Origin of the sequence: Dyella sp. (genome assembly GCF_036746095.1) — a bacterium.
GTDB lineage: Bacteria > Pseudomonadota > Gammaproteobacteria > Xanthomonadales > Rhodanobacteraceae > Dyella_B.
Genome location: NZ_DAIOEU010000033.1, coordinates 1 through 25,523 on the forward strand (window position 1 = coordinate 1; position 25,523 = coordinate 25,523).

Here is a 25,523-nt window from a genome sequence, read left to right on the forward strand (position 1 = left end):
GTGTCGAAGGCCAGCGAGGATTTGCCCGAACCGGACAGGCCGGTGATCACGATCAGCCGATCGCGGGGCAGGTCCAGGTCGATGTTCTTGAGGTTGTGCGTGCGCGCGCCGCGGATGCGTATGGTATCCATCACGCCTGACTATTTGGGGGACCGCGCACTATAACAAGTGGGTGCCTACAGGCCGCATTGCGTGCACCGAAGCCTGCTGACAGCGTTATGTCAGCAGGCCGTCCGGACGCGATATGCTCGCCGCCCTGGACATGGCGTTTAACCCGAGCGGAGGACATATGGCAGGCAAGCGGATGATGACCCTGGCGGCGTGCGTCGCGCTGGCGGCCGGGCCGGCCTTCGCGGCGCAGCCCACCGAGGCAAGGGTGCGGGAGCTGATGCAGGTGATGAACGTCTCCAGCCAGTTCGCCGCCATGAACGACCAGATGGCCGAAGTGATGGGGCAGCAGCTTCCCTGCGTGCCCACCGACTATTGGAAGGGCTATATCGACAAGGCCGGGACGGAGCAGCTCATCACGGCCATGATCCCGGCTTATCAGCATCATTTTTCCGCCGATGAGGTGGACGGCCTGATCAAGTTCTACAAGTCGCCGCTGGGCCAGAAACTGGTGGCCCAGATGCCGGCCACCCTGGCCGAGGCGGCCCGGAGCGGCCAGCAGTGGAGCCGCCAGCGCACCTCGGATATGTTCTCGGACCTGCAGAAGCAAGGGAAACTGGGAGCCGATGGCCGCTGCCCGGCAACCGGGGGCAGCAACGGCGGCTAGCCCGCAGGCTCGGGACGGTTCCAGCCTCTTTTGAGTTCCTGGCGCCGGGAGCGCTACTTCCGCCGGCGTTGCTCCTGGTTAGTAATTGACCAGGGCCAGCCCTCGTCGCTACAATCCGCAGTTCGCTACGCCCGGAAAGGGCGCGGCGAACCCAAGAGAATAACGACAGAAGGGCCATTCCCATGAGTTACGCAGTCATCAAGACCGGTGGCAAGCAATACCGCGTCCAGCAGGGCGACGTCCTGCGCGTGGAATTGCTGAACGCCGAAGAAGGCGCCAGCGTGAAGTTCGACCAGGTGCTGCTGGTCGGCTCCGGTGAAACCATCACCGTCGGCGCTCCGACCGTTTCCGGCGCCATCGTCACCGCCACCGTGCGCAAGCACGGCCGCGCCGACAAGGTCCGCATCGTCAAGTTCCGCCGCCGCAAGCACTACAAGCGCCAGCAGGGACACCGTCAGCATTTCACCGAAGTCGAGATCACGGGCATCAACGCCTGATCCGCCAATCTGGAGTAATCAGTCATGGCACATAAAAAAGGCGTAGGTTCATCCCGCAACGGTCGCGATTCGAACCCGAAATACCTCGGCGTGAAGATCTATGGTGGCCAGGCCATCGAGGCCGGCAACATCATCGTCCGCCAGCGCGGCACCCAGTTCCATCCCGGCACCGGCGTAGGCCTGGGTCGCGACCACACGCTGTATGCGCTGGTCGACGGCAAGGTCGAGTTCAAGGTCCGCGGCGAGAACAACCGCAGGTATGTCAATGTCATCAAGGGTTGATCGCCCCTGATGATGTAGCGAAGGCCCCGCTTCGGCGGGGCTTTTGTTTTATTGGCGCCAATCGTCAACCATTCATGGTCGATTCGCGCCCAGAAGCCGTCATTCCCGCGAAAGCGGGAATCCACTTTCGCCCCTCGCCCAACCGCAAGATGGATTCCCGCGTGCGCGGGAATGACGGCCATGAGGGTACGATTTACGATTCCCTATCCACGATTCCCGGCACTCAATCCCATGAAATTCGTCGACGAAGCGATCATCAAAGTCCACGCCGGAGATGGCGGCAACGGCTGCATCAGCTTCCGCCGCGAAAAATTCATTCCCTTCGGCGGCCCCAACGGCGGCGATGGCGGTGCGGGCGGCTCCGTGTGGCTGGTGGCCGATGAAGGCCTGAACACCCTGATCGATTTCCGCCACCAGCGCAGTTTCAAGGCGCAGCGCGGCGAGAACGGCATGGGCAGCGACATGTACGGCAAGGGCGGCGAGGACACCGCCATCCGCGTGCCGGTTGGCACCGTCGTCATCAACGTCGACACCGATGAAACCATCGGCGATCTCACTGCCCACGGCCAGCGCCTGCTGGTGGCGCAGGGTGGCAAGGGCGGCCTGGGCAATATCCATTTCAAGAGTTCGGTCAACCGCGCGCCGCGCAAATCCACCCCGGGTACGCCCGGTGAAGTGCGCGAGCTGAAGCTGGAACTAAAACTGCTCGCCGACGTGGGCCTGCTAGGTTTTCCCAATGCCGGCAAGTCCACCTTCATCCGCGCCGTATCTGCGGCTACGCCGCGTGTGGCGGATTATCCGTTTACCACGCTGCATCCGAACCTGGGCGTGGTCAGCTTGGGCACGGACCAGAGCTTCGTGATTGCGGACATCCCGGGCCTGATCGAAGGCGCCGCGGAAGGCCATGGCCTGGGCATCCAGTTCCTGCGCCACGTGGCGCGCACGCGCCTGCTGCTGCACATCGTCGACGTCGCGCCAATCGATGGTTCCGATGCGGTGGAGCAAGTGCATGCCATCGAGCACGAGCTGGAGAAGTTCGATCCCGAGCTTCTGCAACGTCCGCGTTGGTTGGTGCTCAACAAGGCCGACGTGCTGCCGGAAGACGAGCGCCAGGCTGTCGCCGAGGACATCGTCGAGCGCCTGGGCTGGACCCAGCCATGGTTCCTGGTCTCGGCCATCGCGCGCGAGAACACCATGACTGTGTGCCAGCAGATTCAGCGGTTTTTCGAGGCGCAACATGCGGCGCGGGAAGGGAAAACGGATATGGCTCCCGGCGACGTTCGGTTGCGTGGTGAATCCTGAGCTTGCCTTGGGCCGCGCCCTCTCTCCTCTGGGGATGGCCGGGGTGAAGGCGGATCTCGCGGTAAAGTCACCTAGTTCTCTTGAGTAAAAGCAGCTATCAAAAAGCGCAATGATTGAATTTACGGCGAGCGTTGCCCCTCACTCCAACCCTTTCCCCCATCTTTGACCATGTCTCCGGAACAAACAGACCAATAACGGGGGAGAGGGAGCCAACAGCAGCATGAAACTGCAAGCCCGCATCGCCACCTATCGCCGCCTGCGCGACGAACCGCTCTGGCGCCTGCTCGCCGCCGACCACGCGCCGGAAATCATCGGCCTGCTGCAAACCCTGCTGATGGATGGCGAGCGCAAGCTCAGTGCCTCCATCCTGTTCGAGCGTCTGCAGCATCAGCTGGACGCTATCAACGCCTCCGATCTGCCGCGCGAATTGCCACGCACCGCGCAGGCCTATGTCGCCGACTGGTTGGCCAAAGGTTTTCTGGAGCGCCGCCTGCCCGAAGACGCCACGGAAGAGGAATACGAACTCTCCGCGCAGACCGCACAGGCCATCCGCTTCGTCAGCACCCTGGATACGCCACGCGTCGCCGCGACCGAAAGTCGCCTGTCGCTGGTGATCCTGCAACTGGTGCGCCTGGCCGAGCAGACCGAAACCGATCCGACGGCGCGGTTGGAGTCGCTGTACGCCGAACGCGATCGGCTGGATGCGGAAATCGCCCGCGTCAGCTCCGGCAAGGTCGCCGCGCTTGACGGCAAGCGCGCGCTCGAACGCGCACGCGAAGTGATCCAGCTCGCCGACGAACTGGCCGAAGATTTCCGTCGCGTGCGCGAGGACTTCGAGCAGCTCAACCGCGAATTCCGTGAACGCATCATTGACGACGAAGGCGAGCGCGGCGACGTGCTCGACCGCTTGTTCGAAGGCGTCGACGTGATCGCCGAGAGCGATGCCGGCCGCAGTTTCAACGCGTTCTGGAACCTGCTCAACGACATGGAGCAGAGCGCGCGGCTCGATGTGGCGCTGGAGAACGTGCTCTCGCGCAATTTCGCCAAAAAGCTGCAGCGCCACGAGCGTCAATTCCTGCGCAGTTTCACCAGCGTGATGCTGGAGCGCGGCGGCCACGTGCACGATGTGCTGCAGCAATTCGCGCGCAGCTTGCGCGGCTTCGTGCAGAGCCGTGGCTACCTCGAACAGCGCCGCTTGAACCAGTTGCTGAAACAGGCGCAGGGCGAAGCGCTGCAATTGCGTGACTCGGTCAGCGTGCGTCAGCGCACCCCCTATACGCTGCAACTCACCACCAGCCGCCTGCGCTCGCTCTCGCAATGGCGCCTGCACGATCCGCGTAACGCCCAGGTGGACGGCAGCATCGTGCGCAGCGAAGGCGCCGCGATTTCGCTCGATAGCGTGAGCGAACTGGTGGCCGCCTCCGAAATCGATTTCCGCAGCCTGCGTCGTGATCTGCACGAACTGCTGGCCGAGCACGACCAGCTTTCCATCGGTGAGGTGCTGGAACGCAAGCCGGCGGAACAAGGGCTGGGCAGCGTGATCGGCTACCTCTCATTGGCTACGCGTCACGGCGTGATCGGCAATGAACACGAAGCCGTGCGCTGGAAGGGCGGCGACGGCCAGTGGCGCCAGGCGCGCATTCCCCTGGTGTGGTTTCTGAAAGGGAAACGCAATGAATTTGCTTGAAGACGAAACATTTCCTGTCGAACCAGAAAAAAAGCCGTCACGCGACGGCGCATTGTTCGACGGCGACACCGGCGCATTGCCGCTGGATGCGCGCCGCGCCATGTGCCAATTGCTGAGCGGCCCCAGCGTCGATCAAGGGCGGCATAGCCAGCTATGGCCGGCCATCCTGCGCTACGAAACACAGTTGCGTTCGCACCTCAACGATCTGTTCCTGGAACTGGTGCTAGACCGCGATGCGGGTGTGGCGTTCACACGCCAAGCCGACACCGGCGAATTGGAAACGCCAGTGTTGCTGCGTAGCTCGCCGCTTACCTTCATCGACTCGGTGCTGTTGCTGTACCTGCGCCAGCAACTGGCCGAAGCCGATGCGCAAGGCCATCGTGCCGTCGTGGAAGAAAGCGTGCTGGTCGATGCCTTGTCGGTTTACGAAAAGAACCTTTCCACCGATCGCGCCGGCTTCAACAAGCGCGTGACGGCTTCCATCGGCAAGATGAAGGACAACCACGTGCTGGAAAAACTGCGTGGCAGCGAAGATCGCTATGAAGTGTCGCCCGCGTTGAAGCTGCTGTTCTCCGCCGAGGACGTACAGAACCTGGCGCAGATCTACCGTCAGTTGCGCGAAGCGGACGAAGCCACGGAGGAGCTTGCGGATGAACGCTAAGACCAAGGCCAAGTCCGCGGCCACGGGCAAATCAGCGAAGCGCGACACGACACCCTCGCTGTTCCTTTCCGACCTGCCCGATCCGCGCGATGAGCAATTCCGCATGCGGCGCCTGCAGGTGTTCAACTGGGGCACCTTCAGCGGCCTGGTCGATGTACCCATCGCCGAGCGTGGTTTTCTGTTCGTGGGCCGTTCGGGCTCGGGCAAATCCACGTTGCTCGATGCCATGTCGGCCTTGCTGGTGCCGCCCAACCTGGTGGACTTCAATGCTGCCGCGCGCGAAGCCGAACGCAGCGGTCGCGACCGCAGCCTGGTCTCCTACGTGCGCGGCGCATGGGCGGACCAGCACGATGGCGAATCCGGCGAGATCGCCACGCAGTACCTGCGCAAGGGCAGTACCTGGACCGCGCTGGTACTGGAATACCGCAATGCCGTGGGTGGAACGGTCAGCCTGATCCGCCTGTTCTGGATTGCCGGCAACGGCTCCACCGCGGGGGACGTGAAGAAGCACTATATGGTGTGCGAGCGCGCGTTCGACGTTGCGACCGAAATGCAAGGCTTCGATCTGGACCTGCGCAAGCTCAAGGCGCGCCTCGGTGAAGACGTGCATCACTTCGACACCTTCTCCGGCTATGCCGAACGCTTCCGCCGGCTGCTCGGCATCCAGAACGAAATGGCGCTGAAGCTGCTGCACAAGACGCAGTCGGCCAAGAACCTCGGTGATCTCAACGGCTTCCTGCGCGGCTTCATGCTGGATGAGCCCGAAACGTTCGGTGCAGCCAATCGACTGGTGACGGACTTCGGTGAACTGGATGCCGCGCACAAGGCGGTGGTGATCGCGCGCGAGCAGGTCGATACCCTGGTGCCCGCCCGCGCTGCGCACGAAAACCTGCAAAAGCTGCGGCGCCAAACCAGCACCTTGCGCGAGCTGCATTTGTGCGTGGATACCTGGCGAGAACAGCGCCGCCTGGTGTTGTTGGATGAGCGCCTGGCTGAACTGAAGGTGCGCGACGTCGCGCTGGAAGGTGAAATCGCCCAACGTCGCCAAACATTGGAAAACCACGATCGCCGCCTGGCTGATCTGGAGCAACAGCGCCGCGAACAAGGCGGCGACCTGATCGACCAGCTTGAGCGTGAGCATGAGCAGGTTTGCCGCGAGCGCGACGAGCGCATGAAGCGCCGCGACAAGGCCGAACGCGCGTGCGGTGAGCTGGGCTGGACCATGCCTTCCACCGCGGGCGGTTTCGCGGAGATCGTCGGCGGCTCGCGTGAACTGCTCGATGGTGCGCGTGATCGCGCCACCGGCCTGGAAGAGCGCATGGACGCGCTCAAGCGCGAGCGCGATCAGGCCAGCCAGCGCTTTGCCGGCGTGCGTGCCGAAATCGAAGCCTTGAAGCGCAATCCCTCCAACATTCCCGCACCGATCCAGGCGATGCGTGCCCGTCTGTGCAGCGAACTGGGCTGGTCGGAGAACGCGCTGCCGTTCGTTGGCGAGCTGCTGCAAGTCAAAACCGAATTTGCCGCGTGGCGCGGCGCCGTCGAGCGCGTGCTGCACGGCTTTGCCTTGTCGCTGCTGGTGGACGAACGCCAGTACGCCGAAGTCTCCAACTGGGTCAACAAAACGCATCTGGGCGGCAAGCTGGTGTATTACCGGGTGGGCCGTGTCGACTCACTTGGCAATCGCGTGCTGGAGTCGCGCTCGCTGGTGCATCGCCTGGACATCCGCGATCACGCGCATCGCGATTGGCTGACCCATGAGCTCACGCGCCGCTTCGATTACGCCTGCGTGGATACGCCGGCCGCGCTGCGCAACGCCGACCGCGCCATCACGCGCGAAGGCCTGGTCAAGCATGGTGGCGATCGCCACGAAAAAGACGACCGCCGCGCGGTGGACGATCGCCGCAACTGGCTATTGGGCTTCGACAATCGCGACAAGCTAGCCGTCTTCGAGCGTGAAGGGCAGGAGCTGGCGCAGGCGATTGCGCAAGGCGCCGCCGAGCTGGACAAACTGAAAGCCGAGCGCGATGCCGATGGCGACCGCCGCCTGGCTGCTTCGCAACTGGTCAACCTCGAATGGGAAGAAATCGACGTCGCGCCCAAGCTGCGTCGCCTGGGCGATATCGAAGACCAGTTGCAGCAGCTGCGTGCGGGCGACGCCACATTGCAAGAGATCATGCGCCAGCTCGATACCGAACGCATCGCGCGTGCACGGGCGGCCAAGACGCTGGAAGATGCATCGGCCGAGCGCCTGTCGCTGGAGCGCGATCGCAACGGTTTCACCCGGCAGCGCGAATCCTGCCTGCCGCTTGCCCACGCCATGGGGCTTTCGTCCGTACAAGCGGAAGCGCTGGCGGCTCGCTTGCCGCAGCACCCGTCGTTGTTGCTGGACAACCTCGATCGCCAGGTCAATCAGGTGAAGGACGGCTTGAACGTCGCCTTGGCCGAGCATGCGCAGGAAGACAACGCATTGGTGCAAGCCATCGAGGAATGCTTCCGCAGCTTCTGCCGCAAGTGGCCGCAGGACAGCGCCGACTTCACGCCGAACATGGATTCGGTGGAAAGCTTCCTCTCGCGCCTGCGTCGCCTGGAGCTGGACGGCCTGCCCAAGCACGAAGCGCGCTTCTTCGAACTGCTGCAAAGCCAGAGCAAGCAGAACCTGCTGGTATTGCAGAAACACATGACGGAAGCGCGCAAGTCGATCGGCCAGCGCATGGATGAGGTGAACGAAAGCCTCGAGCGCGTGCCGTTCAATCGCGGCACGCTGCTGCAGATCGACCTCACCGATCGCAACTTGCCGGAAGTGCGCGAATTCCAGCTGCAGTTGCGCGACGTGCTTTCCCATCACCAGACCGAAGACCGCGATCGGGCCGAAGCGCAGTTCGCCGTTTTGCGCCAGCTGGTGGCGAAGCTCGCCGCCGATGATCCCGAGCACAAGCGCTGGCGCGAGCAGGTGCTCGATGTACGCCAGCATGTGGAATTCGTGGGCGTGGAGAAAGATGCCAACACGCGGGATACGGTGGAGGTATATCGCAGCGGTGCCGGCAAATCCGGCGGTCAGCGCCAGAAGCTGGCGACGACGTGCCTTGCCGCCGCGTTGCGTTATCAGCTGGGCGGCGACGACGGCCATCTGCCGCGCTACGCACCGGTGGTGCTTGATGAAGCCTTCGACAAGGCCGACAACGAATTCACCGCGCTGGCGATGAATATCTTCGAAAACTTCGGCTTCCAGATGGTGGTGGCGACGCCGCTGAAATCGGTGATGACGCTGGAGCCGTTCATCGGGGGCGCCTGCTTCGTCGATATCACTGGCCGTCACGATTCAGGCGTGTTGCTGATCGAATACGACCAGGGCAACAAGCGGCTGGCTTTGCCCGAGAAGGCACGTCAGGTCGATGCGGACGCCTGAGGAACTGCGCCGGCGGCTGCTGTCGCGCTGGCAGAACCAGCGGCGCAACTGGTTGCTGGGCGAGGGCGAGTGGCCGCTGGCCTTGAGCACGGAGCCGCCCACGGAAGCCAAACTGCTGGACGACTGGGCGCGCTTCGATGCCTGGCTTGCGCAATGGCGGGGCGTCTCGCGCAATGGCGAGGGCGCGGTGCGTTATGAGACACGCACATGGCCGCGCGTCGGCGAGCAACAGGTTCCATGTGCCTGGCAATTTGCCACACCGGAAGCGGTGGCCAAGGCATTGGGCCAGTCCGCGCGCTGGTCGCAAGCGAAGCAGCGCTTTACCGACTTGGCGGCGTGGGCGGATAGCGCTACCTGGCATGCCGAGTTGTCGCGCCATTTCGATCTGCTGGCCGAACTGGAACGGGCCGATTTCGAGCGGCTGTGCAGCGTGGTGGGATGGTTATGGCGTCATCCGGCGTCGGGCCTGTATCCACGCCAATTGCCGATACCCGGCATTGACAGCAAATGGGTGGAATCACGTCGCGCAGTCGTAGCCGCTTGGGTCAGTGCGTTGCGGGCATCCGAAGCGACAACCGACTTTTATACGGCAACCGGCTTGCGTGCCGCGCCCGACCGCTTGCGTATGCGTTTGCTTGATCCCGCGCTTCGCGCGGTATGTGGCGGGCTTTCCGATATCGAAGCGCCTGCCGAGGAATTCATGGGCCTGAGCTTGCCAGTGCGGCAAGTGCTCATCGTGGAAAACCTCATCACCGGTCTGGCTTGCGAAGACTTGCCTGGCACGGCGGTATTCATGCGTCGCGGCTATGCGGTGGACGCGTTGGCACGACTGCCATGGCTGGCGCAGCGTCCCGTGTATTACTGGGGCGATATCGATACGCATGGCCTGGCCATTTTGAGCCGCTTGCGCACGTACCTGCCGCAGGCGCAGTCGCTGATGATGGATGAGGAAACCTTGCTGGCGTTCAAGTCGTTGTGGGGCAGGGAAGAGAAGCCGCACGGAGCGCTGGAATTTTCGGGCCTCAATGAGGAAGAGCAGCGCTTGTACCGGGCATTGCGTCATGGCGAGTACAAACAGGCGCGCCTGGAGCAGGAGCGCATTGCATGGGATTTTGCCTGGCAGCGCGTGACCAGCTTCCTTTTTCCCATTTGCGGCTAATTGCCGAATCGTCATTCCGGCGAAGGCCGGAATCCAGTCTAAATATGCGTCCGAAGGACACATCTTTTTTAAGCTGGGTGTTTCGCACAACGTATTTGCACTGGATTCCGGCCTTCGCCGGAATGACGATTCGTGGTGCGCAGCCTCCTCCCCAAACATGACCTGTGAAGGATGCAAGCAGTCCATCAATCCTTCATCATGCGCTGTCCTCCCGCTGGAGATGCCCATGACCGATCGCCGTAATTTCCTCAAGACCACCCTGCTGGCCAGCTCTGCGCTGGCCCTGCCACGCCTCTCCCGCACCGCTGCAACCGTAGCGGGCGCTGTCCCAGGCAACGTCGGCGCACGCGTCGTCTCCACCTGGGATTTCGGCGTGCCGGCCAATCTCGCCGCATGGGCCGTGCTCGGCAAAGGCGGCAAGCCACTGGATGCGGTGGAACAGGGCGTGATGGTGCCGGAATCGGATATGCACAATCACAGCGTGGGCCGCGCCGGCTACCCCGACCGGGATGGGCACGTGACGCTGGATGCCAGCATCATGGATGGCGACGGCATGTGCGGTGCGGTGGCAGCGCTGGAGCATATCGCCCATCCCATCAATGTTGCGCGTAAGGTGATGGAAAACACGCCACACGTATTGCTGGTCGCCGATGGCGCTTTGGAATTCGCCTTGCAGCAAGGCTTCAAGAAAGAAAATTTGCTTACGCCCGAATCGGAAAAAGCGTGGCACGAATGGTTGAAACAGGCCAAGTACACGCCGGTGGCGAACAGCGAAAACATCGATTACCACCGCAGCCTGCAGAATCTCGGCATGCCGGGCGGCAAGAACAATCACGACACCATCGGCATGCTGGCGGTCGATGCCAATGGCCGCCTTGCCGGCGCCTGCACGACCAGCGGCATGGCGTGGAAGATGCATGGCCGCGTGGGCGATAGCCCGATCATTGGCGCCGGCTTGTACGTCGACAACGAAGTGGGTGGTGCGACGTCGACTGGCGTGGGCGAGGAAGTGATCCGCAACGCCGGCAGCTTCCTGGTGGTGGAATTGATGCGCCAGGGTCGCAGCCCGCAGGAAGCCTGCGAAGAGGCGGTGCGCCGCATCGTTAAAAAGCGCCCGGAAGCAACGAAGGAAATGCAGGTTGGCTTCCTCGCCTTGCGGCGCGACGGCGAGTGCGGTGCCTATGCCATCCAGAAAGGCTTCACCTATGCCGTATGCGACAAACAACAACAAGATCGCCTGCTCGCATCGCCCAGCCTCTACCAGACGACTTACACCTGATGTCCCAACAGCCTTTGCTTGAAATCGCCGCCGGCTCGCTGGCTTCCGCCCTCGCGGCGCAGGAAGGTGGCGCGGATCGCGTCGAACTTTGCAGCAGCCTGGCCGAGGGCGGCATTACGCCTTCTTACGGCATGCTGGCTGTGGTGCGCGAGCGGGTGCGCATTCCGGTCTACGTGCTGGTGCGGCCGCGTGCGGGTGATTTTCTGTACGGCGAGGCCGACTTCGAGATGATGCGGCGTGATATCGAAACCTGCGTCGGCCTGGGTTTTGACGGCGTGGTGATCGGTGCACTGGATGCGGACGGACATGTCGATCCGCGTTGCGGTGAATTGGTGCGTGCGGCCGGCAAGCTGGGCGTGACCTTCCATCGCGCGATCGATGCCAGCGCGGATTTGAATCGCGCACTGGACAGCATCATGGCGTTGGGCTGCGAGCGCGTGCTTACCTCGGGCGGATGCGCAAATGCATTGGCTGGCGCTCCGGTCATTGCCAGCCTGGTCAAGCAGGCCGGTGATCGGATCAGGGTGATGGCCGGGGCGGGTATTCGCCCGGGCAATCTGGCCGAGGTGGTGCGGCTGACCGGCGCGCATGAGTTTCATGGCTCGGCGAAGGTGAGGGTGAAATCGTCGATGCGGTATCTCAATCCGGCCTTGAAGGATCTGGCGCCGGATACCGAGCAGACCAGCGTGGAAGAAGTGCGGGCAATGAAGGCGCGGCTCGCCTCGTAGCCGTGGGTCAGGGTGAGCGAATGCGAACCCCGACATTGCCATGCCGATCAGGATCGCGATTTATGCCGTCCCGGCGTTCGCCGGGACGACGAAAATGAGGTTTACCCGCGGCCCTTTTCCTGGGCATGAAAAAAGCCGGCGTTTCCGCCGGCTTTTCCGTACCAACCCTTATGCTCGCCAGCCCTTAGGCCAGCTCGCGGATCTTGGCGTTCAGGCGGCTCTTGTGGCGAGCGGCCTTGTTCTTGTGGATCAGGCCGCGGGCGGCGTAGCGATCCATCACCGGCTGGGCAGCCGCGAAGGCTTCCACGGCGGCAGTCTTGTCCTTAGCCTCGATCGCCTTGACGACCTTGCGCAGGGCGGAACGAACCATGGAACGGGCGCTGGCGTTGCGCAGGCGGTGCTGCTCGGACTGGCGCGCGCGCTTCTTCGCGGACTTGATGTTGGCCAAGGTAGAACTCCGAAATGAATGCTGGGCTGGAAAAAGACGGCGATTATGGCCGTAATTTGTTGAATGGTCAAGCGCTTGGGCCGGTTTGCCCGGCTGTCCGGCTATTGTCACCGATTCCGCAGCAAAAAGCCGAGAATGGCCGTTTCCATCGGCAAGGCGGCACCATGGCGAGTTTTGGCGGCTTGCGAAAACTCCTGCTCATCCATGGCGTTATCACGCTGGCGGCGGCGATCGTGCTTGCCGTGTCGCCGGGTGCGATTCCACGCATGGCCGGCGTGCACCTGGTGCCGGATGACGATCTCCTGGCCTATTTGCTGGCCGGCGCCGAATTCGGGATCGCCTTTCTCTCTTTCGGAGGTAGTCGGCTTGCCGAGGCGCGGGCGCTGCGCCTGATTGCGGGTGGCTGCATCGTCTTCCATGCAACTTCCGCATTGCTGGAGGCATACGCCGCCTGGCGGCAGATGGGGAATTCCTTGCTTGTGGCAAATATCGTGGCGCGTATCGTCATCGTCGCGCTGTTCGTCTGGTTTTCGCGACCAACGGCCAGGTAGCGTCGCGCCGGTTGCAACACGTCGCCTGACTGTCAGAATTCGGCGCTAGCCGCTCACGGCCCATTGAACATCGGGAGAAGCATGAAGTCGCCGAGCCTGTTACGCGGGCTGCTCTCTTTCAGCAGCATGACCATGGTCTCGCGCGTGCTCGGGCTGCTCAGGGATATTTCCATCAGCCACGTGTTCGGCGCCAATGTCGCCACCGATGCGTTCTGGGTGGCGTTCCGCATTCCCAACTTCATGCGCCGCATGTTCGCGGAAGGTGCATTTTCCACTGCCTTCGTGCCGGTCTTCACGGAGATCAAGGAGAAGGGCACGCATGCCGAGCTGAAGGAACTGATGTCGCGCGTGGCCGGCACGCTGGGTGGCGTGCTGCTGGTGGTGGCGGCGTTGTGCGTGTTGTTCGCCCCGCAGGTGGCGGCCGTGTTCACGCCGGGCGCGGTGGATGAGCCGCACAAGTTCACGCTCACCGTCGAACTGCTGCGGCTCACGTTTCCGTTCCTGCTGTTCGTTTCGTTGACGGCGCTGGCGGGCGGGGCGCTCAACAGTTTCCATCGCTTCGGCCTGCCGGCGCTTACGCCGGTCATCCTCAACCTGTGCATGATCGCCGGCGCATGGTGGCTGTCGAAATGTCTGCAGACACCGATCCTGGCGATGGGGTGGGCGGTGCTTGTCGCGGGTGTGTTCCAGGTGCTGTTTCAACTGCCTGCGTTGCGCACGCTTGATTTGCTGGCCTGGCCGCGCTGGGGGTGGAGTCATCCGCAAGTGCAGCGGATCATGCGGCAGATGGTGCCGACCTTGTTCGGATCTTCTGTAGCGCAGATCAATTTGCTGTTCGACACGGTGATCGCATCGCTGCTGATTTCCGGTTCGCAGACCTGGCTGTCGCAAGCGGATCGTTTTCTCGAACTGCCGCTGGGCGTATTCGGCGTGGCGCTGGGCACGGTGATCCTGCCCTCGCTGTCGCGCCATCACGTTGCCACCGATCACGACGGCTTTTCCAAAGCGCTCGATTGGGGTCTGCGCACCACACTGCTGATTGCCGTGCCGGCGATGTTCGGCTTGATGCTGCTGGCCCAGCCCCTGGTCGCCACGCTGTTCCAGAACGGGCAGTTCCGTCCGTTCGATACGCGCATGACTACGCTGTCGGTGACGGCGCTAAGTTTCGGCGTGCCGGCCTATGCGCTGGTGAAAGTACTGCTGCCGGCGTTCTATGCGCGCAAGGACACGCGTACGCCGGTGCGCGCCGGCGTCACCTCGCTGCTTGCCAACATGCTGCTCAACGGCGTGTTCCTGTTGACGCTCTACACGCTGTGGGCACCCGCGGCATTGAAATCCCTCCCCTTGCTGGATGGCTTGTCGAAAGTGCCGGGACTGCACCTGGCGCTGGGCATGGCCAGTGCGATAGCGAGCTACGTCAACCTGGTGCTGTTGTGGCGCTGCCTGCGCCAGGCGGATATCTATCAGCTGCAGCCGGGGTGGGGGCGTCATCTGACAAGGCTGGCGCTGGCATGCGCGGCGATGGTCGCGCTGTTGCTGTTAGGGCGTTGGTACTGGCCGGATTGGACACTGCTGACAGTGGCTGGAAGAGTGTGGCGTCTGGCCTTGCTGGTCGGTACAGGTGGGGCGACCTATGTCGCGGTGCTGTTCGCCACCGGTTTCCGCTTGCGCGATTTGCAACATGACTGATCGCTATAATCCCCGCATGATGAAACTATCCCGGGACGTCGCAGGGCCGTGTCTGGCCCCCGACGGCAGCGTGATTGCGGTCGGCGCTTTCGACGGCCTGCATCGCGGCCATCAAGCCTTGCTCAGCGAAGTGCGCCAGCGCGCGCAGGCGCTCGGCTGCACACCCATCGTGGTGAGTTTCGAGCCGCTGCCGCGCGCCTATTTCTCGAAAGAGCCGGTACCGCGCCTGTCGAGCGTGCGTGAAAAACTGCTGGGCTTCGCCGCCGCCGGCATGGCACGCACGCTGTTGCTGCGCTTCAACCAGGCGCTCACCGCCATGTCGCCGGAAGATTTCGTGCAGCGTGTGCTGATCGATCGGCTCAACGTGCGCGAAGTGTGGGTGGGCGGCGATTTCCGCTTCGGCCACAAGCGTGCGGGCGACGTGCCCATGCTGGAGCGGATCGGCAAGGAACGCGGCTTTATCGCGCACACCATGCCGGCCGTGCTGCTGGACGGCGAGCGTGTTTCCGCCAGCCGGGTGCGGGCCTTGCTGGCCGCCGGTAATTTCGGCGCGGCGACGCCATTGCTGGGCCGGCCGTTCGTGATCGAGGGCAAGGTGGAATATGGCAACCGCCTTGGCCGCGAGCTGGGTTTCCCCACCGCCAACATTCATCTGCGCGATCGCGTAACGCCGGTACATGGCATCTTCGCCGTACGCGTGGGCCTGGGCGAGGGCGAATGCAGCTGGCCGGGCGTGGCCAGCCTCGGCACGCGGCCCACCGTCAACGAGGTGGTCGAGCCCTTGCTGGAAGTGCACCTGTTCGATTTCGAGGGCGATCTGTACGGCCAGCGCATGGCGGTGGAGTTGGTGGCCAAGCTGCGCGACGAAATGAAATTCGATGGACTGGACGCATTGAAGGAGCAAATGCGGCATGATGCGCGTTCCGCCCGGGAAATCCTTGGGATGAACCCGGCATTGATCGACGCGAACCAGGCCGCATCATGAGTAACGCCATGTCCAGCTTGCACATTCCGTCCACGGCACCAGCCTTGGCGATCATTATTATTTGACGAGCCTCGCCGAAGCGCGTGCGCAGGGGGTGCTCAAAGCCCTTTTGCATGGGCGCCACCGGCTCTATCTGTCCGCATACCTGCGGTCCATCGTCTCGACAGACAGCCAGTCTGCCTTCGCCGATGGCCCTGTGGTCTGCGAACAGCTAGAACCAGTGACACCCATGCAAAAGGGCTTTGAGCACCCCAATCGCGCGCGGCGAGTGAATAGCACGAGGCTTCGGTTCCCCTCCGGGCATCGAAGCGGAACCACCGTAACCACACGGCACCCGAGCGATGACCCAGGACTACAAGAGCACCATCAACCTGCCGCAGACCACTTTCCCGATGCGCGGCGACTTGCCCAAGCGCGAACCGGGCTGGCTGGCCGAATGGGAAAAGGTAAACCGCTACGCGCAGATCCAGGCCAGGACCCAAGGCCGCCCGATGTTCGTGCTGCATGACGGCCCGCCCTATGCGAATGGCACCATCCACCTGGGCCACGCAATCAACAAGATCCTGAAAGACGTGGTGGTGAAGTCCAAACTGCTCGCCGGCTTCCATGCGCCGTACGTGCCCGGCTGGGATTGCCACGGCATGCCGATCGAGATCCAGATCGAAAAGCAGTTCGGCAAGAACCTGCCCACCAGCGAGGTGATGAGCAAGGCACGCGCCTACGCCAGCGAGCAGATCGCCAAGCAGAAGGGCGATTTCAAGCGCCTCGGCGTGCTGGGCGAATGGGATCGTCCCTACCTCACCATGGCGCCGCAGAACGAAGCGGGCGAAATCCGCGCGCTGGCCGAGCTGCTGCGCAAGGGCTACATCTATCGCGGCCTGAAGCCGGTCAACTGGTGCTTCGATTGCGGCTCTGCCTTGGCCGAGGCGGAGGTGGAATACGAAGACAAGACCGACATCGCCATCGACGTCGGCTTTGCCTTTGACGATCCAGCTGCGGTGGCCAAGGCGTTTGGCTTGGAGAAGTTGCCCAAGCCTAACGGCCAGCTCGTCATCTGGACCACTACGCCCTGGACGATTCCCGCCAACCAGGCGCTCAACCTGCATCCGGAATTCAGCTACAGCCTGGTCGACACGCCCAAGGGTTTGCTGATCCTCGCCACCGATCGCGTCGAAGAGTGCCTGAAGACATACGGCATGGAAGGGCACATCGTGGCCTCGGTGGAAGGCCATGAGCTGGGCGACTTGAAATTCCGCCATCCGTTGTATGCGGTCGACCCGGGGTATGCGCGCCTGGCGCCGATTTATTTCGCTGATTACGTCACGCTGGATAGCGGCACCGGCATCGTGCACTCCGCGCCGGCATACGGCGTGGAAGACTTCCAGTCGTGCAAGGCCTACGGCATGAAGGATGCCGACATCCTCAACCCGGTGATGGGCAACGGCGTGTACGCATCGTGGCTGCCGCTGTTCGGCGGCATGTTCCTGTGGAAGGCCAATCCCAAGATCGTCGAGGCGCTGGACCAGGCCGGTTCGCTGCTGCACCAGAACAAATACGCGCACAGCTACATGCATTGCTGGCGCCACAAGACGCCGATCATCTATCGCGCGACGTCGCAGTGGTTTGCGGGCATGGACCTTACGCCGAAAGATGGCGGCAAAACCTTGCGCGAAACGGCACTGGAAGGCGTGGAAGCGACGCAGTTCTTCCCTGCATGGGGCAAGCAGCGGCTGCACAACATGATCGCCGATCGTCCGGACTGGACGCTCTCGCGCCAGCGCCAATGGGGCGTGCCGATGGCGTTCTTCGTGCACCGCGAAAGCGGCGAGCTGCATCCGCGCACGCCGGAGCTGCTGGAAGAAGTGGCCCAGCGCGTCGAGCAGCACGGCATCGAAGCGTGGCAAAGCCTCGATCCGGCAGAGCTGCTGGGCGCCGATGCCGAGCACTACGAAAAGAACCGCGACACGCTGGACGTGTGGTTCGATTCCGGCACCACGCACTGGCACGTGCTGCGCGGCTCGCACGCCGATGTGCAGCATTTCCCCGCCGATCTTTATCTGGAGGGTTCCGACCAGCATCGCGGCTGGTTCCACTCGTCGCTGCTCACTTCGTCGATGCTGGATGGCAAGCCGCCGTACAAGCAACTGCTGACGCACGGCTTCACCGTCGATGCGCAGGGCCGCAAGATGTCCAAGTCGCTGGGCAACGGCATCGAGCCGCAGGACATCATGAACCGCATGGGTGCGGACATCCTGCGCCTGTGGGTGGCTTCTACCGATTACCGCTACGAGATGTCCTTGTCCGAGGAAATCCTCAAGCGCGTGGCGGACATGTATCGCCGCATCCGCAACACTGCGCGCTTCCTGCTCGGCAATCTCGATGGCTTCGATCCGGCCAAACATCTGTTGCCGGTGGAACAAAGCCTGCTGCTCGACCAGTGGGCGGTGGCGCAGGCCTATGAGATGCAGCAGACGGTGAAGTCGGCGTACGAGCGCTACGATTTCCCCGAAATCGTGCAGCGCGTGCAGAACTTCTGCACCAACGAAATGGGCGCGTTGTACCTGGATATCACCAAGGATCGCCTCTACACCATGCCGACCGAAAGCCTCGGCCGGCGCAGTGCGCAGAGTGCGATGTACCGCATCCTGGAAGCGCTGGTGCGCTGGCTGGCGCCGGTGCTGTCGTTCACGGCGGAAGAGATCTGGCAGCACATGCCGGGCGAGCGCGGCGAGAGCGTGCTGTTCGAAACCTGGTACGACGGGCTGGTGAATACGCAAAGCTCGCCCGAGCAACGCCGTTACTGGGCGGATCTGCTAGCCATGCGCGATACCGCATCGCGCGTGCTGGAAGAGATGCGTAAGGCGGAAAAGATCGGTGCTGCATTGGAGGCAAAGCTCACCTTGTATCTTTATCCTCCGGTTCTCGAGCGATACAGGCCGAATCTGGAAGAGTTACGTTTCTTCTTCATTACGTCGGACATAAGTCTAAAGACGCTTGATGATCGACCCGATCCTCGCCCTCCATTTACCGATCCTGTGCTGTTGCCAGATGGCGAGGCGTATGTGCAGGCGGAAGTAAGCGAGGCAACCAAATGCATCCGTTGTTGGCATCGCCGCGAGGATGTGGGTAGCGATCCGGCGCATCCGGAACTTTGCGAGCGTTGTGTGAGCAACGTCGAAGGGCCTGGTGAACATCGCCAGTGGTTCTGATCCCGCCGAAAACCAACTCCCTCCCCATGTGTAGCAGGGGAGGCTTGGGGGTGGGGGGCTGAGGTATATCCACATTTTTTTTGCTAACTATCCTGAAAATTTAAGGGTTACATCGAGCCTATTTCGAAGCGCCTCGGCCTTCGCCGGAATGACGAGTAAAAACGTGGGGATACCTCAGCCCCAACCCTCCCCTGCACGCGGGGGAAGGAACCATCCTCGGCACCGTCACGTGATCTTGAGAAACTCATGCATCCCAAACCCAACGCACTCCCCTGGCTGCTGCTCTCCGCTCTGCTGATCGGCCTCGATCAGCTCACCAAGTGGTGGGCGCTCACCGCATTGCAGCCGGAAGGCGTACCGCACCCGGTCATCCCCGGTTTCCTCAGCTGGACGCTGGCCTTCAACACCGGCGCGGCCTTCAGCTTCCTCGCGCAAGGCAGCGGCTGGCAGCGCTGGTTCTTCGTGCTGCTGGCGCTGGCGATCACAGCAGCGCTGCTCGTATGGCTCACACGCACGGCGCGACGCGAATGGCGTACCGCCTTGCCGCTCTCGCTGGTGATCGGCGGCGCGCTTGGCAACCTGATCGACCGCCTGCATGCCTCGCAGGTCACCGACTTCATCCAGGTCTATTACCGCGATTGGTACTACCCGACGTTCAACGTTGCCGATTGCGGCATTTGCGTCGGTGCCGTATTGCTGATCCTGTTCGGCCTGCGGCCCGCGAAGTAGGGTCTCGCAGGTTGGGTGCTCGCGTAGGCTGGAACGCAGCCCAAGCTGCTGGGATTGCATCCCCGCCTACGCGTCTCCGCGCCGACACAAAAGTGACCTAAACAGTCGCTGCCGCGTGGCGGCATAGGGGAATTGCGTCACGTCGGCACGCTCGCGGCAGCGTAGCCGGGGATCGTCCCGGTCGCAGGATTTACCGGATAAACAAGCCATTGCCGCGGTTTGCGGTCCTTTTAGACAGATATTTCCCTGCGCGCCGTTGCTTCTGCCATTGATTTGCCACCTCGCAGAAGTCTTCACATGCGCTGGCCCGATTCTTGCGACTCCATTCCTGCAGAGACAGGGTGTTCGACGGAGCAGGGGTTCAACGCTTCACCGGACTTTTGAATTTTTACGTTAGGCGCGAGAGCAGCACTGGCGATGGGTAAGCGCGTGCAAAACGACAGGGTATCCACGGCGCGTACGGCGAGGCTGCGGCGTGGAACGCTGGCGGTGCTCGTTGTGCTTGCCTTGTGCTCGGCGTGCGACGCCATCGCCGCGCAAGGCATGGCCGACCGCGAGACGCTGCTGGCGCAGGCCAAGTCGGAGCACAACGCCGGCCGTCGCGTGGAAGCCTTGGCGCATTGCCAGGACGTGCTGGCGCGTTGGCCCGATGATCGCCAGGCGCAGCTGCTTACCATCCAGCTGTTGTCGGAGCTCGGCGGCGCCGCCCGCGCCGAGGAACTCGCCGCCACGCTTTCACCGCCGCTCAGCGCGGGCGAGCGCGAAACCCTGCAGGCCGATGTCGCCGCGCATGAAGTGCGCTGGGCCAAAGGCGTGCCCGCCGATGCCACCAAACCATACGCGGACAACGACAAAGCGATCGACGATATCCAGCGCATCGCGAACGACCCCGCTGCGCCCGCCGATGTACGCAGGCGCGCGCAGCTCGATCTGATGGTGGCGCTGGACCAGGGCGATCGCGCGAAGGAAGCACTCGCCCAATACGCGCAGCTGAAGCAGCAGGGCGTGCAGCTGCCGCCGTATGCGGAAAACGCCGTCGCCGATGCGATGATGCAAGAGCACCGTCCGCGTGAAGCCATCACGCTCTACGAAAACAGCATTCGCCACGATCCGGGCCCGTATCAACCGGGCGACGTCGATCCGCGCCTTGGCCTGGCTTCAGCGTATTTTGATGCCGGACGCACGCGCAAGTCGCTCGCGATGATCGACAAGCTGGCCGCCGACGAACCTCGCTGGCTACATACGCCCGGCGTCCGCGGTGCCAAACAGAATTCGCGCAAGGTCGACGCCGACTCCACCGCCGTTCAATTGCACGCAGACGCAGGCCAGCTTGCCGATGCGTACAAACGCCTTGCCGCGATGTGCGCCGAAGCCCCCGGCAATGCGGACCTGCGCCGCCAGCTGGCAATGGCGGAACTGGCGCGCGGTTGGCCGCGTCGCGCGTCGGAAACGATGAAAATCGCCGCTACGCTCGAAGACGAGCACGACACGAACGCCGATCTGGACGACGCCGATCTGCGTAGCGCGGTATATGACTACGCTGGCGCCCAAGCGGCGCTCGACCAGGCGCAGCGGCAAGCCGGCCGCAGCGGCCGCGTACAGGATGCGCTCGATGCATGGCATCGCCAGCTCGGCTGGCAATTCGATCTCACGCACGACAATGGTCGGGGCAGCAGCCCCGACTACGGCGATCGCGATCAGGAAACACAGGCGACGCTCGCCAGTCCGCTTATCGACAACCACTGGCGCGTGCTGGCTTTGGCGCGCGCTTCGTCTGCCGCTTTACCCGAAGGCCACGTCGCGAGGGATCGCGGCGGCCTCGGCCTGCAGGGTTTCATGACCGATCTGTCGTTCTACGTGCAGGCGCTTCCGTCAGCCGATCGCTACGTGCGCCGCACGGACGTCGAAGCCGGTTTCAACTGGGCCATCGGCGATCATTGGTCGTGGTCTTCCGATTGGGCCAGCGCCGGCGCGGATGTGCCGCTGCGTGCGCAGTACTACGGCATTGACGGCAAGACGCTGAGCACCGCCGTGCAATGGCGTGCGAACGAACTCAGCTCCGCGCGCCTGGCGCTGTATCGCGATCAATTCACCGACGGCAACCTGCGCAAGGGCTGGCTGGCAGATGCCGTGCAGCGCCTGCACACCGGTCCGAACCTCACCTTCGACGGTGGCGTGGAGATCGGCGGCTCCATCAACAGCGAAACCGATCGCCCGTATTTCAACCCGGCGTGGGATCGCTCCTATGCGCTCACCGGCGTGCTGCAAAACGTGCTCAACCAATACGACAGCCGCGTGTGGAATCAACGCTTCGACGTCGCCTTCGGCCGTTACGCGGAACGCAACTTCGCGACCGGCTGGATGGCCAGCGCGCGCTATGGACAACTGTTCCAGCCACACGCTGGCCTGCGTTTCGGCTGGGGCGTGAGCTGGCACTGGCAACCCTACGACGGCCGGCACGAATCGCGTGTCGTGCTGGACGTATCCATGCATTGGGGAGAGTAGCGATGCGCCTGATCCTGCTCGCCCTGCTTCTGCTGCTCATCGCACCGTTGGCGTGCGCGAACGAATTCGTGCCGGATGCGTCGCTGATCGTGCTTGCCTATCACAACGTGCGCGACGACGTCGGCCTGCAGGGCGATCGCGATCCGGATGCCACCAGCACCGATCATCTGATCGCCCATTTCGACTGGCTGAAAGCCAATGGCTATCACATGGTCAGCCTCGACCAGGTGATCAAGGCCAGGCAGGGCGGCGCGCCGCTGCCGCCGCATGCCGTGCTGCTCACCTTCGACGACGGCCTGGAAAGTTTCTACACGCGCGTGTTTCCCCTGTTGCGTGCCTACCGCTATCCGGCAGTGTCGGCGCTGGTGGGGTCGTGGATGGACATGCCGGCCGGCCAGACGATGCCGTACAACGGTGGCCCGTGCACGCGCGATTGCTTCCTGAGCTGGGAGCAGGTGCGCCAGATGCAGCAATCCGGCCTGGTGGAATTCGCCTCCCATACCTGGGACCTGCACGAAGGCGTCACGGCCAATCCGCAAGGCAACCAATTGCCGGCGGTGGTGACGCTCGAATACGACGCGCATACGAAAAGCTATGAAAGCGTCGCTGCCTACACGGCGCGCTTGCGCAAGGACTTGGCCCATAGTGCCGAGGAAATCGAGCGCGCGACTGGCCGTCGCCCGCGCGCGGTCGTGTGGCCTTACGGTGCCTACAACCAGCTCGCCACGCAGGTGGCCGCCAGCGAAGGCATGGGCGTTTCCTTCAGCCTGGACGACGTGGTATCGGCTTCGCCGCAGGATCACACGCTGCCGCGCTTGCTGGTCAGCGGCAACATCAGCGCCAACCGGCTTGCGTGGCTGATCCGCCATCGAAGCCGCGTCGATCCCGTACGCGCCGTGCAAGTGGATCTCGACTACGTCTACGATCCGGACCCGGCGCAGCAGGAACGCAATCTCTCGCATCTGCTCGACCGCATTCGCCGCATGCATCCCACCCAGGTGTGGCTGCAGGCCTATGCCGACCCGAAAGGCGACGGCGTGGCGGAGGCTGTTTATTTCCCCAATCGCCATCTGCCGATGCGTGCGGACCTGTTCTCGCGCGTGGCCTGGCAATTGCGCACGCGTGCCGGCGTGCGCGTGTATGCGTGGATGCCGGTGCTCGCCTTCCGTTTTCCGGGCGCGCCGAACCTGCCGTCGCTGGGCGGGGAACCCAAGCCGGGTGGCGATCACTACCGCCTGGCGCCGTGGGATCCGCGCGTACGGCAGATGATCGGCGACGTGTACGAAGACCTCGCCATGCATGCCAACGAAGCCGGCCTGCTGTTCTCCGACGATGCCTATATTCGCGACACCGACCATCTCGGTCCGTGGTCCAACAAGTCGCCGGCCGAACGCACCGCTGCACTGATCGACTTTACGCAGGAACTCACCGCGCGCGTGCGGCGCTGGCGGCCGGAAGTAAAAACCGTGCGCAACATCTACACGCGGCCGATTGTCGATCCGGCGTCGGAGGCGTGGTTCGCGCAAAGCCTCCCGGCCTTCCTGGCCAGCTACAACGTCACCGCCATCATGGCGATGCCGCAGCTGGACAAGCAGGAAGACACCGCGCGCTGGTATCGCGCATTGGTGGCACGCGTTGCCGCGACGGGCCCGCATGCGCTGGATGGCGCGCTGTTCGAATTGGCGGCCCACGACTGGCGCACCAACCAGCCGATTGCCACCGAAGACCTCGACGCGCGCTTCCATCTGCTGCAGGTCGAAGGCGCGCGCCATCTGGGCTACTACCCGGACGACTTCATCCAGAACCATCCGCAGCTCGAAGCGGTGCGCCCGGCGATCTCCATCGCTGACTATCCCTATCCGGAGCGATGACCATGCATACCCATGCGCTCCAAAGTTTGCTGAATTTTGCCTTCTTCTATCCGCTGGCGATGTCGCTGATCTGGATGAGCGGCGGCCTGATCTATTTTTTCCGCTGGGAACGCCGGGAGCCGTCGCGCGTCAAGCCGCCGCCGCTACCGTCGTATCCGCTGGTGTCGCTGATCGTGCCTTGCCATAACGAAGGCGAGCACGTGCGCGAAACCATCGACCACCTGGCGAAGCAGACCTATCCGAACGTCGAGATCATCGCGGTAAACGACGGTTCCACCGACGACACCGGCGCGCAGCTCGATCAGTTAATGAAGGAAATTCCCGAGCTGCGCGTGCTGCACCTGGCCACCAATCGCGGCAAGGCCACCGGCTTGCGCGCGGCGGCGCTCGCCGCCAAAGGCGAATACCTCGTGTGCGTCGACGGCGACGCCTTGCTCGACAGCTACGCCACGCACTGGCTGGTGATGCACATGCTGGAGAGCCCGCGCGTAGGCGCCGTCACCGGCAATCCGCGCATCCGCAACCGCTCGACCTTGCTGGGACGCCTGCAAGTGGGCGAGTTCTCGTCGATCATCGGGCTGATCAAGCGCGCACAACGCGTGTACGGGCGCATCTTCACGGTCTCCGGCGTGATCTGCGCGTTTCGCAAATCGGCATTGCACGACGTCGGCTACTGGACCACCGACATGGTGACCGAAGACATCGACGTGAGCTGGCGCCTGCAAATGCGGCATTGGGAAATCCGCTACGAACCCAATGCGCTGTGCTGGATCCTGATGCCCGAAACGTTCCGCGGCTTATGGAAGCAGCGCCTGCGCTGGGCGCAGGGCGGTTCCGAAGTGCTGCTGCGCTATGGCCTGAAGCTGTTGCGCTGGCGCCAGCGCCGCATGTGGCTGGTGGCGTTCGAATACCTGGTGAGCCTGGCGTGGTCGTTCGACATGGCGGTGATCGTCGTGTTGTGGCTGCTTGGCCATGTGATCCACATGCCGCCCGCGCTGCACGTGCCGGCGCTGTTTCCGGAATGGAACGGCGTCGTGCTGGGTGTGGTGTGCATGCTGCAATTCATGATCAGCCTGCTGATCGATCGCCGCTACGAAGCGCGCATCGGCCGCAACTACTACTGGATGATCTGGTATCCGCTGGTCTATTGGATGCTGACTACCGCCACGTCCATCGTCGCGTTGCCCAAAGCCATCTTCAAGCGCAAAGGCACGCTGGCGATCTGGACCAGTCCTGACAGGGGGATTCGATGAAAGCCGATCTGATCATCAACCGGCCGCACCGCCAGCAACCGCTGCAACGTGGCCTGTTCGCCATCGTCACCATCGTGGCATGGACACTATGGATATCGCTGTGGCTGCCGGTGATCACCTTCTTCGCCTGGCTGTTCGGGTTGGGCGATGCGTACAAGCAACTGGGCCTGATGCATCCGCTGCACGCCGCCAATGACTTGAGCATGGTGCTGAGCATCGCGGCGGTCTGCGCGTTGTCGATGGGCTCATGGTCGCAGTACAACCGCTTTCGCTTTGCCGGCAAGCAACGTCGCCGCGGCAATCGCGCGCTGGATATCGCCGAGATGGCGCCGGCGCTGTCGGCATCGGTGGACACGGCAAAGCAATTGCGTGCAAGGCAGCGCGCGGTGATTCGCTTTGGCCAAAATGGTGAGATGTTCGTGGATACCGCAGCCGACTGACGGAGCCGCCGTAGGCCAGTCCAGTCTACGGTCCGCCCTGGCCAGGATCATGGATGTATATTCCGGC

Annotated in this window: 19 protein-coding genes and 1 pseudogene; 19 read left to right on the top strand and 1 reads right to left on the bottom strand. The window is 63.1% G+C overall.

The annotated features are described in order from the left end of the window. The first annotated feature begins 244 nt into the window (after positions 1-244). From V7M64_RS13655 to V7M64_RS13700, 10 genes and pseudogenes are all read left to right on the top strand, one after another. Complete coding sequence (locus V7M64_RS13655; RefSeq protein ID WP_333679776.1) at positions 245-775, top strand: DUF2059 domain-containing protein; 531 nt, start codon at positions 245-247, stop codon at positions 773-775. Positions 776-957: 182 nt separating this feature from the next. Beyond that, positions 958-1,272 (top strand): 50S ribosomal protein L21, encoded by a 315-nt coding sequence (gene rplU / locus V7M64_RS13660; RefSeq protein ID WP_333679777.1) that lies wholly within the window; start codon positions 958-960, stop codon positions 1,270-1,272. Between the two features lie 24 nt (positions 1,273-1,296). Beyond that, complete coding sequence (rpmA, locus tag V7M64_RS13665; RefSeq protein WP_192674984.1) at positions 1,297-1,554, top strand: 50S ribosomal protein L27; 258 nt, start codon at positions 1,297-1,299, stop codon at positions 1,552-1,554. A 231-nt stretch (positions 1,555-1,785) separates the two neighbouring features. Continuing rightward, a complete protein-coding gene (gene cgtA / locus V7M64_RS13670) occupies positions 1,786-2,856 on the top strand; it encodes an Obg family GTPase CgtA (protein WP_333679842.1) in 1,071 nt (356 codons plus the stop codon). A 220-nt stretch (positions 2,857-3,076) separates the two neighbouring features. Beyond that, complete coding sequence (locus V7M64_RS13675; protein ID WP_333679781.1) at positions 3,077-4,543, top strand: DUF3375 domain-containing protein; 1,467 nt, start codon at positions 3,077-3,079, stop codon at positions 4,541-4,543. A 46-nt stretch (positions 4,544-4,589) separates the two neighbouring features. Continuing rightward, positions 4,590-5,204: pseudogene (locus tag V7M64_RS13680) on the top strand (DUF4194 domain-containing protein); the annotation flags it as partial. Then, on the top strand, positions 5,194-8,610 hold the full coding sequence (locus V7M64_RS13685; protein WP_333679782.1) for an SbcC/MukB-like Walker B domain-containing protein: 3,417 nt from the start codon (positions 5,194-5,196) through the stop codon (positions 8,608-8,610). The pseudogene V7M64_RS13680 and the gene V7M64_RS13685, both read left to right, overlap by 11 nt. Continuing rightward, positions 8,597-9,769: a Wadjet anti-phage system protein JetD domain-containing protein gene (locus V7M64_RS13690; protein ID WP_333679784.1), complete on the top strand. Its 1,173-nt coding sequence runs from the start codon at positions 8,597-8,599 to the stop codon at positions 9,767-9,769. The genes V7M64_RS13685 and V7M64_RS13690 overlap by 14 nt, the downstream gene beginning before the upstream one ends. Positions 9,770-9,995: 226 nt before the next feature. Then, on the top strand, positions 9,996-11,048 hold the full coding sequence (locus V7M64_RS13695; protein ID WP_333679786.1) for a N(4)-(beta-N-acetylglucosaminyl)-L-asparaginase: 1,053 nt from the start codon (positions 9,996-9,998) through the stop codon (positions 11,046-11,048). Further along, complete coding sequence (locus V7M64_RS13700) at positions 11,048-11,776, top strand: copper homeostasis protein CutC (protein WP_333679788.1); 729 nt, start codon at positions 11,048-11,050, stop codon at positions 11,774-11,776. The genes V7M64_RS13695 and V7M64_RS13700 overlap by 1 nt, the downstream gene beginning before the upstream one ends. A gap of 184 nt (positions 11,777-11,960) precedes the next feature. On the opposite strand, the gene rpsT is transcribed toward V7M64_RS13700, so the two are convergent. After that, complete coding sequence (rpsT, locus tag V7M64_RS13705; protein ID WP_333679789.1) at positions 11,961-12,224, bottom strand: 30S ribosomal protein S20; 264 nt, start codon at positions 12,222-12,224, stop codon at positions 11,961-11,963. 14 nt (positions 12,225-12,238) lie between these two features. On the opposite strand from rpsT, the gene V7M64_RS13710 reads away from it, so the two are divergent. From V7M64_RS13710 to pgaD, 9 genes are all read left to right on the top strand, one after another. Next, positions 12,239-12,775: a hypothetical protein gene (locus V7M64_RS13710; RefSeq protein WP_333679790.1), complete on the top strand. Its 537-nt coding sequence runs from the start codon at positions 12,239-12,241 to the stop codon at positions 12,773-12,775. 81 nt (positions 12,776-12,856) lie between these two features. Next, on the top strand, positions 12,857-14,464 hold the full coding sequence (gene murJ / locus V7M64_RS13715; protein WP_333679791.1) for a murein biosynthesis integral membrane protein MurJ: 1,608 nt from the start codon (positions 12,857-12,859) through the stop codon (positions 14,462-14,464). 16 nt (positions 14,465-14,480) lie between these two features. Then, complete coding sequence (locus V7M64_RS13720; protein ID WP_333679844.1) at positions 14,481-15,449, top strand: bifunctional riboflavin kinase/FAD synthetase; 969 nt, start codon at positions 14,481-14,483, stop codon at positions 15,447-15,449. A gap of 341 nt (positions 15,450-15,790) precedes the next feature. Further along, positions 15,791-18,658: an isoleucine--tRNA ligase gene (ileS, locus tag V7M64_RS13725; protein ID WP_333679793.1), complete on the top strand. Its 2,868-nt coding sequence runs from the start codon at positions 15,791-15,793 to the stop codon at positions 18,656-18,658. Positions 18,659-18,904: 246 nt separating this feature from the next. Beyond that, the gene (lspA, locus tag V7M64_RS13730; RefSeq protein WP_333679794.1) at positions 18,905-19,387 is read left to right on the top strand and encodes a signal peptidase II; all 483 of its coding nucleotides are present in this window, start codon (positions 18,905-18,907) and stop codon (positions 19,385-19,387) included. Positions 19,388-19,816: 429 nt separating this feature from the next. Then, positions 19,817-21,892, top strand: coding sequence for a tetratricopeptide repeat protein (locus V7M64_RS13735; protein WP_333679795.1), 2,076 nt, complete (start codon positions 19,817-19,819; stop codon positions 21,890-21,892). Between the two features lie 2 nt (positions 21,893-21,894). Further along, on the top strand, positions 21,895-23,763 hold the full coding sequence (gene pgaB / locus V7M64_RS13740) for a poly-beta-1,6-N-acetyl-D-glucosamine N-deacetylase PgaB (RefSeq protein ID WP_333679796.1): 1,869 nt from the start codon (positions 21,895-21,897) through the stop codon (positions 23,761-23,763). Then, positions 23,760-25,016: a poly-beta-1,6-N-acetyl-D-glucosamine synthase gene (gene pgaC / locus V7M64_RS13745; protein WP_333679798.1), complete on the top strand. Its 1,257-nt coding sequence runs from the start codon at positions 23,760-23,762 to the stop codon at positions 25,014-25,016. Before pgaB ends, pgaC begins: the two co-directional genes overlap by 4 nt. Next, complete coding sequence (gene pgaD / locus V7M64_RS13750) at positions 25,013-25,456, top strand: poly-beta-1,6-N-acetyl-D-glucosamine biosynthesis protein PgaD (RefSeq protein ID WP_333679799.1); 444 nt, start codon at positions 25,013-25,015, stop codon at positions 25,454-25,456. The genes pgaC and pgaD overlap by 4 nt, the downstream gene beginning before the upstream one ends. The last annotated feature ends 67 nt before the right edge of the window (positions 25,457-25,523 follow it).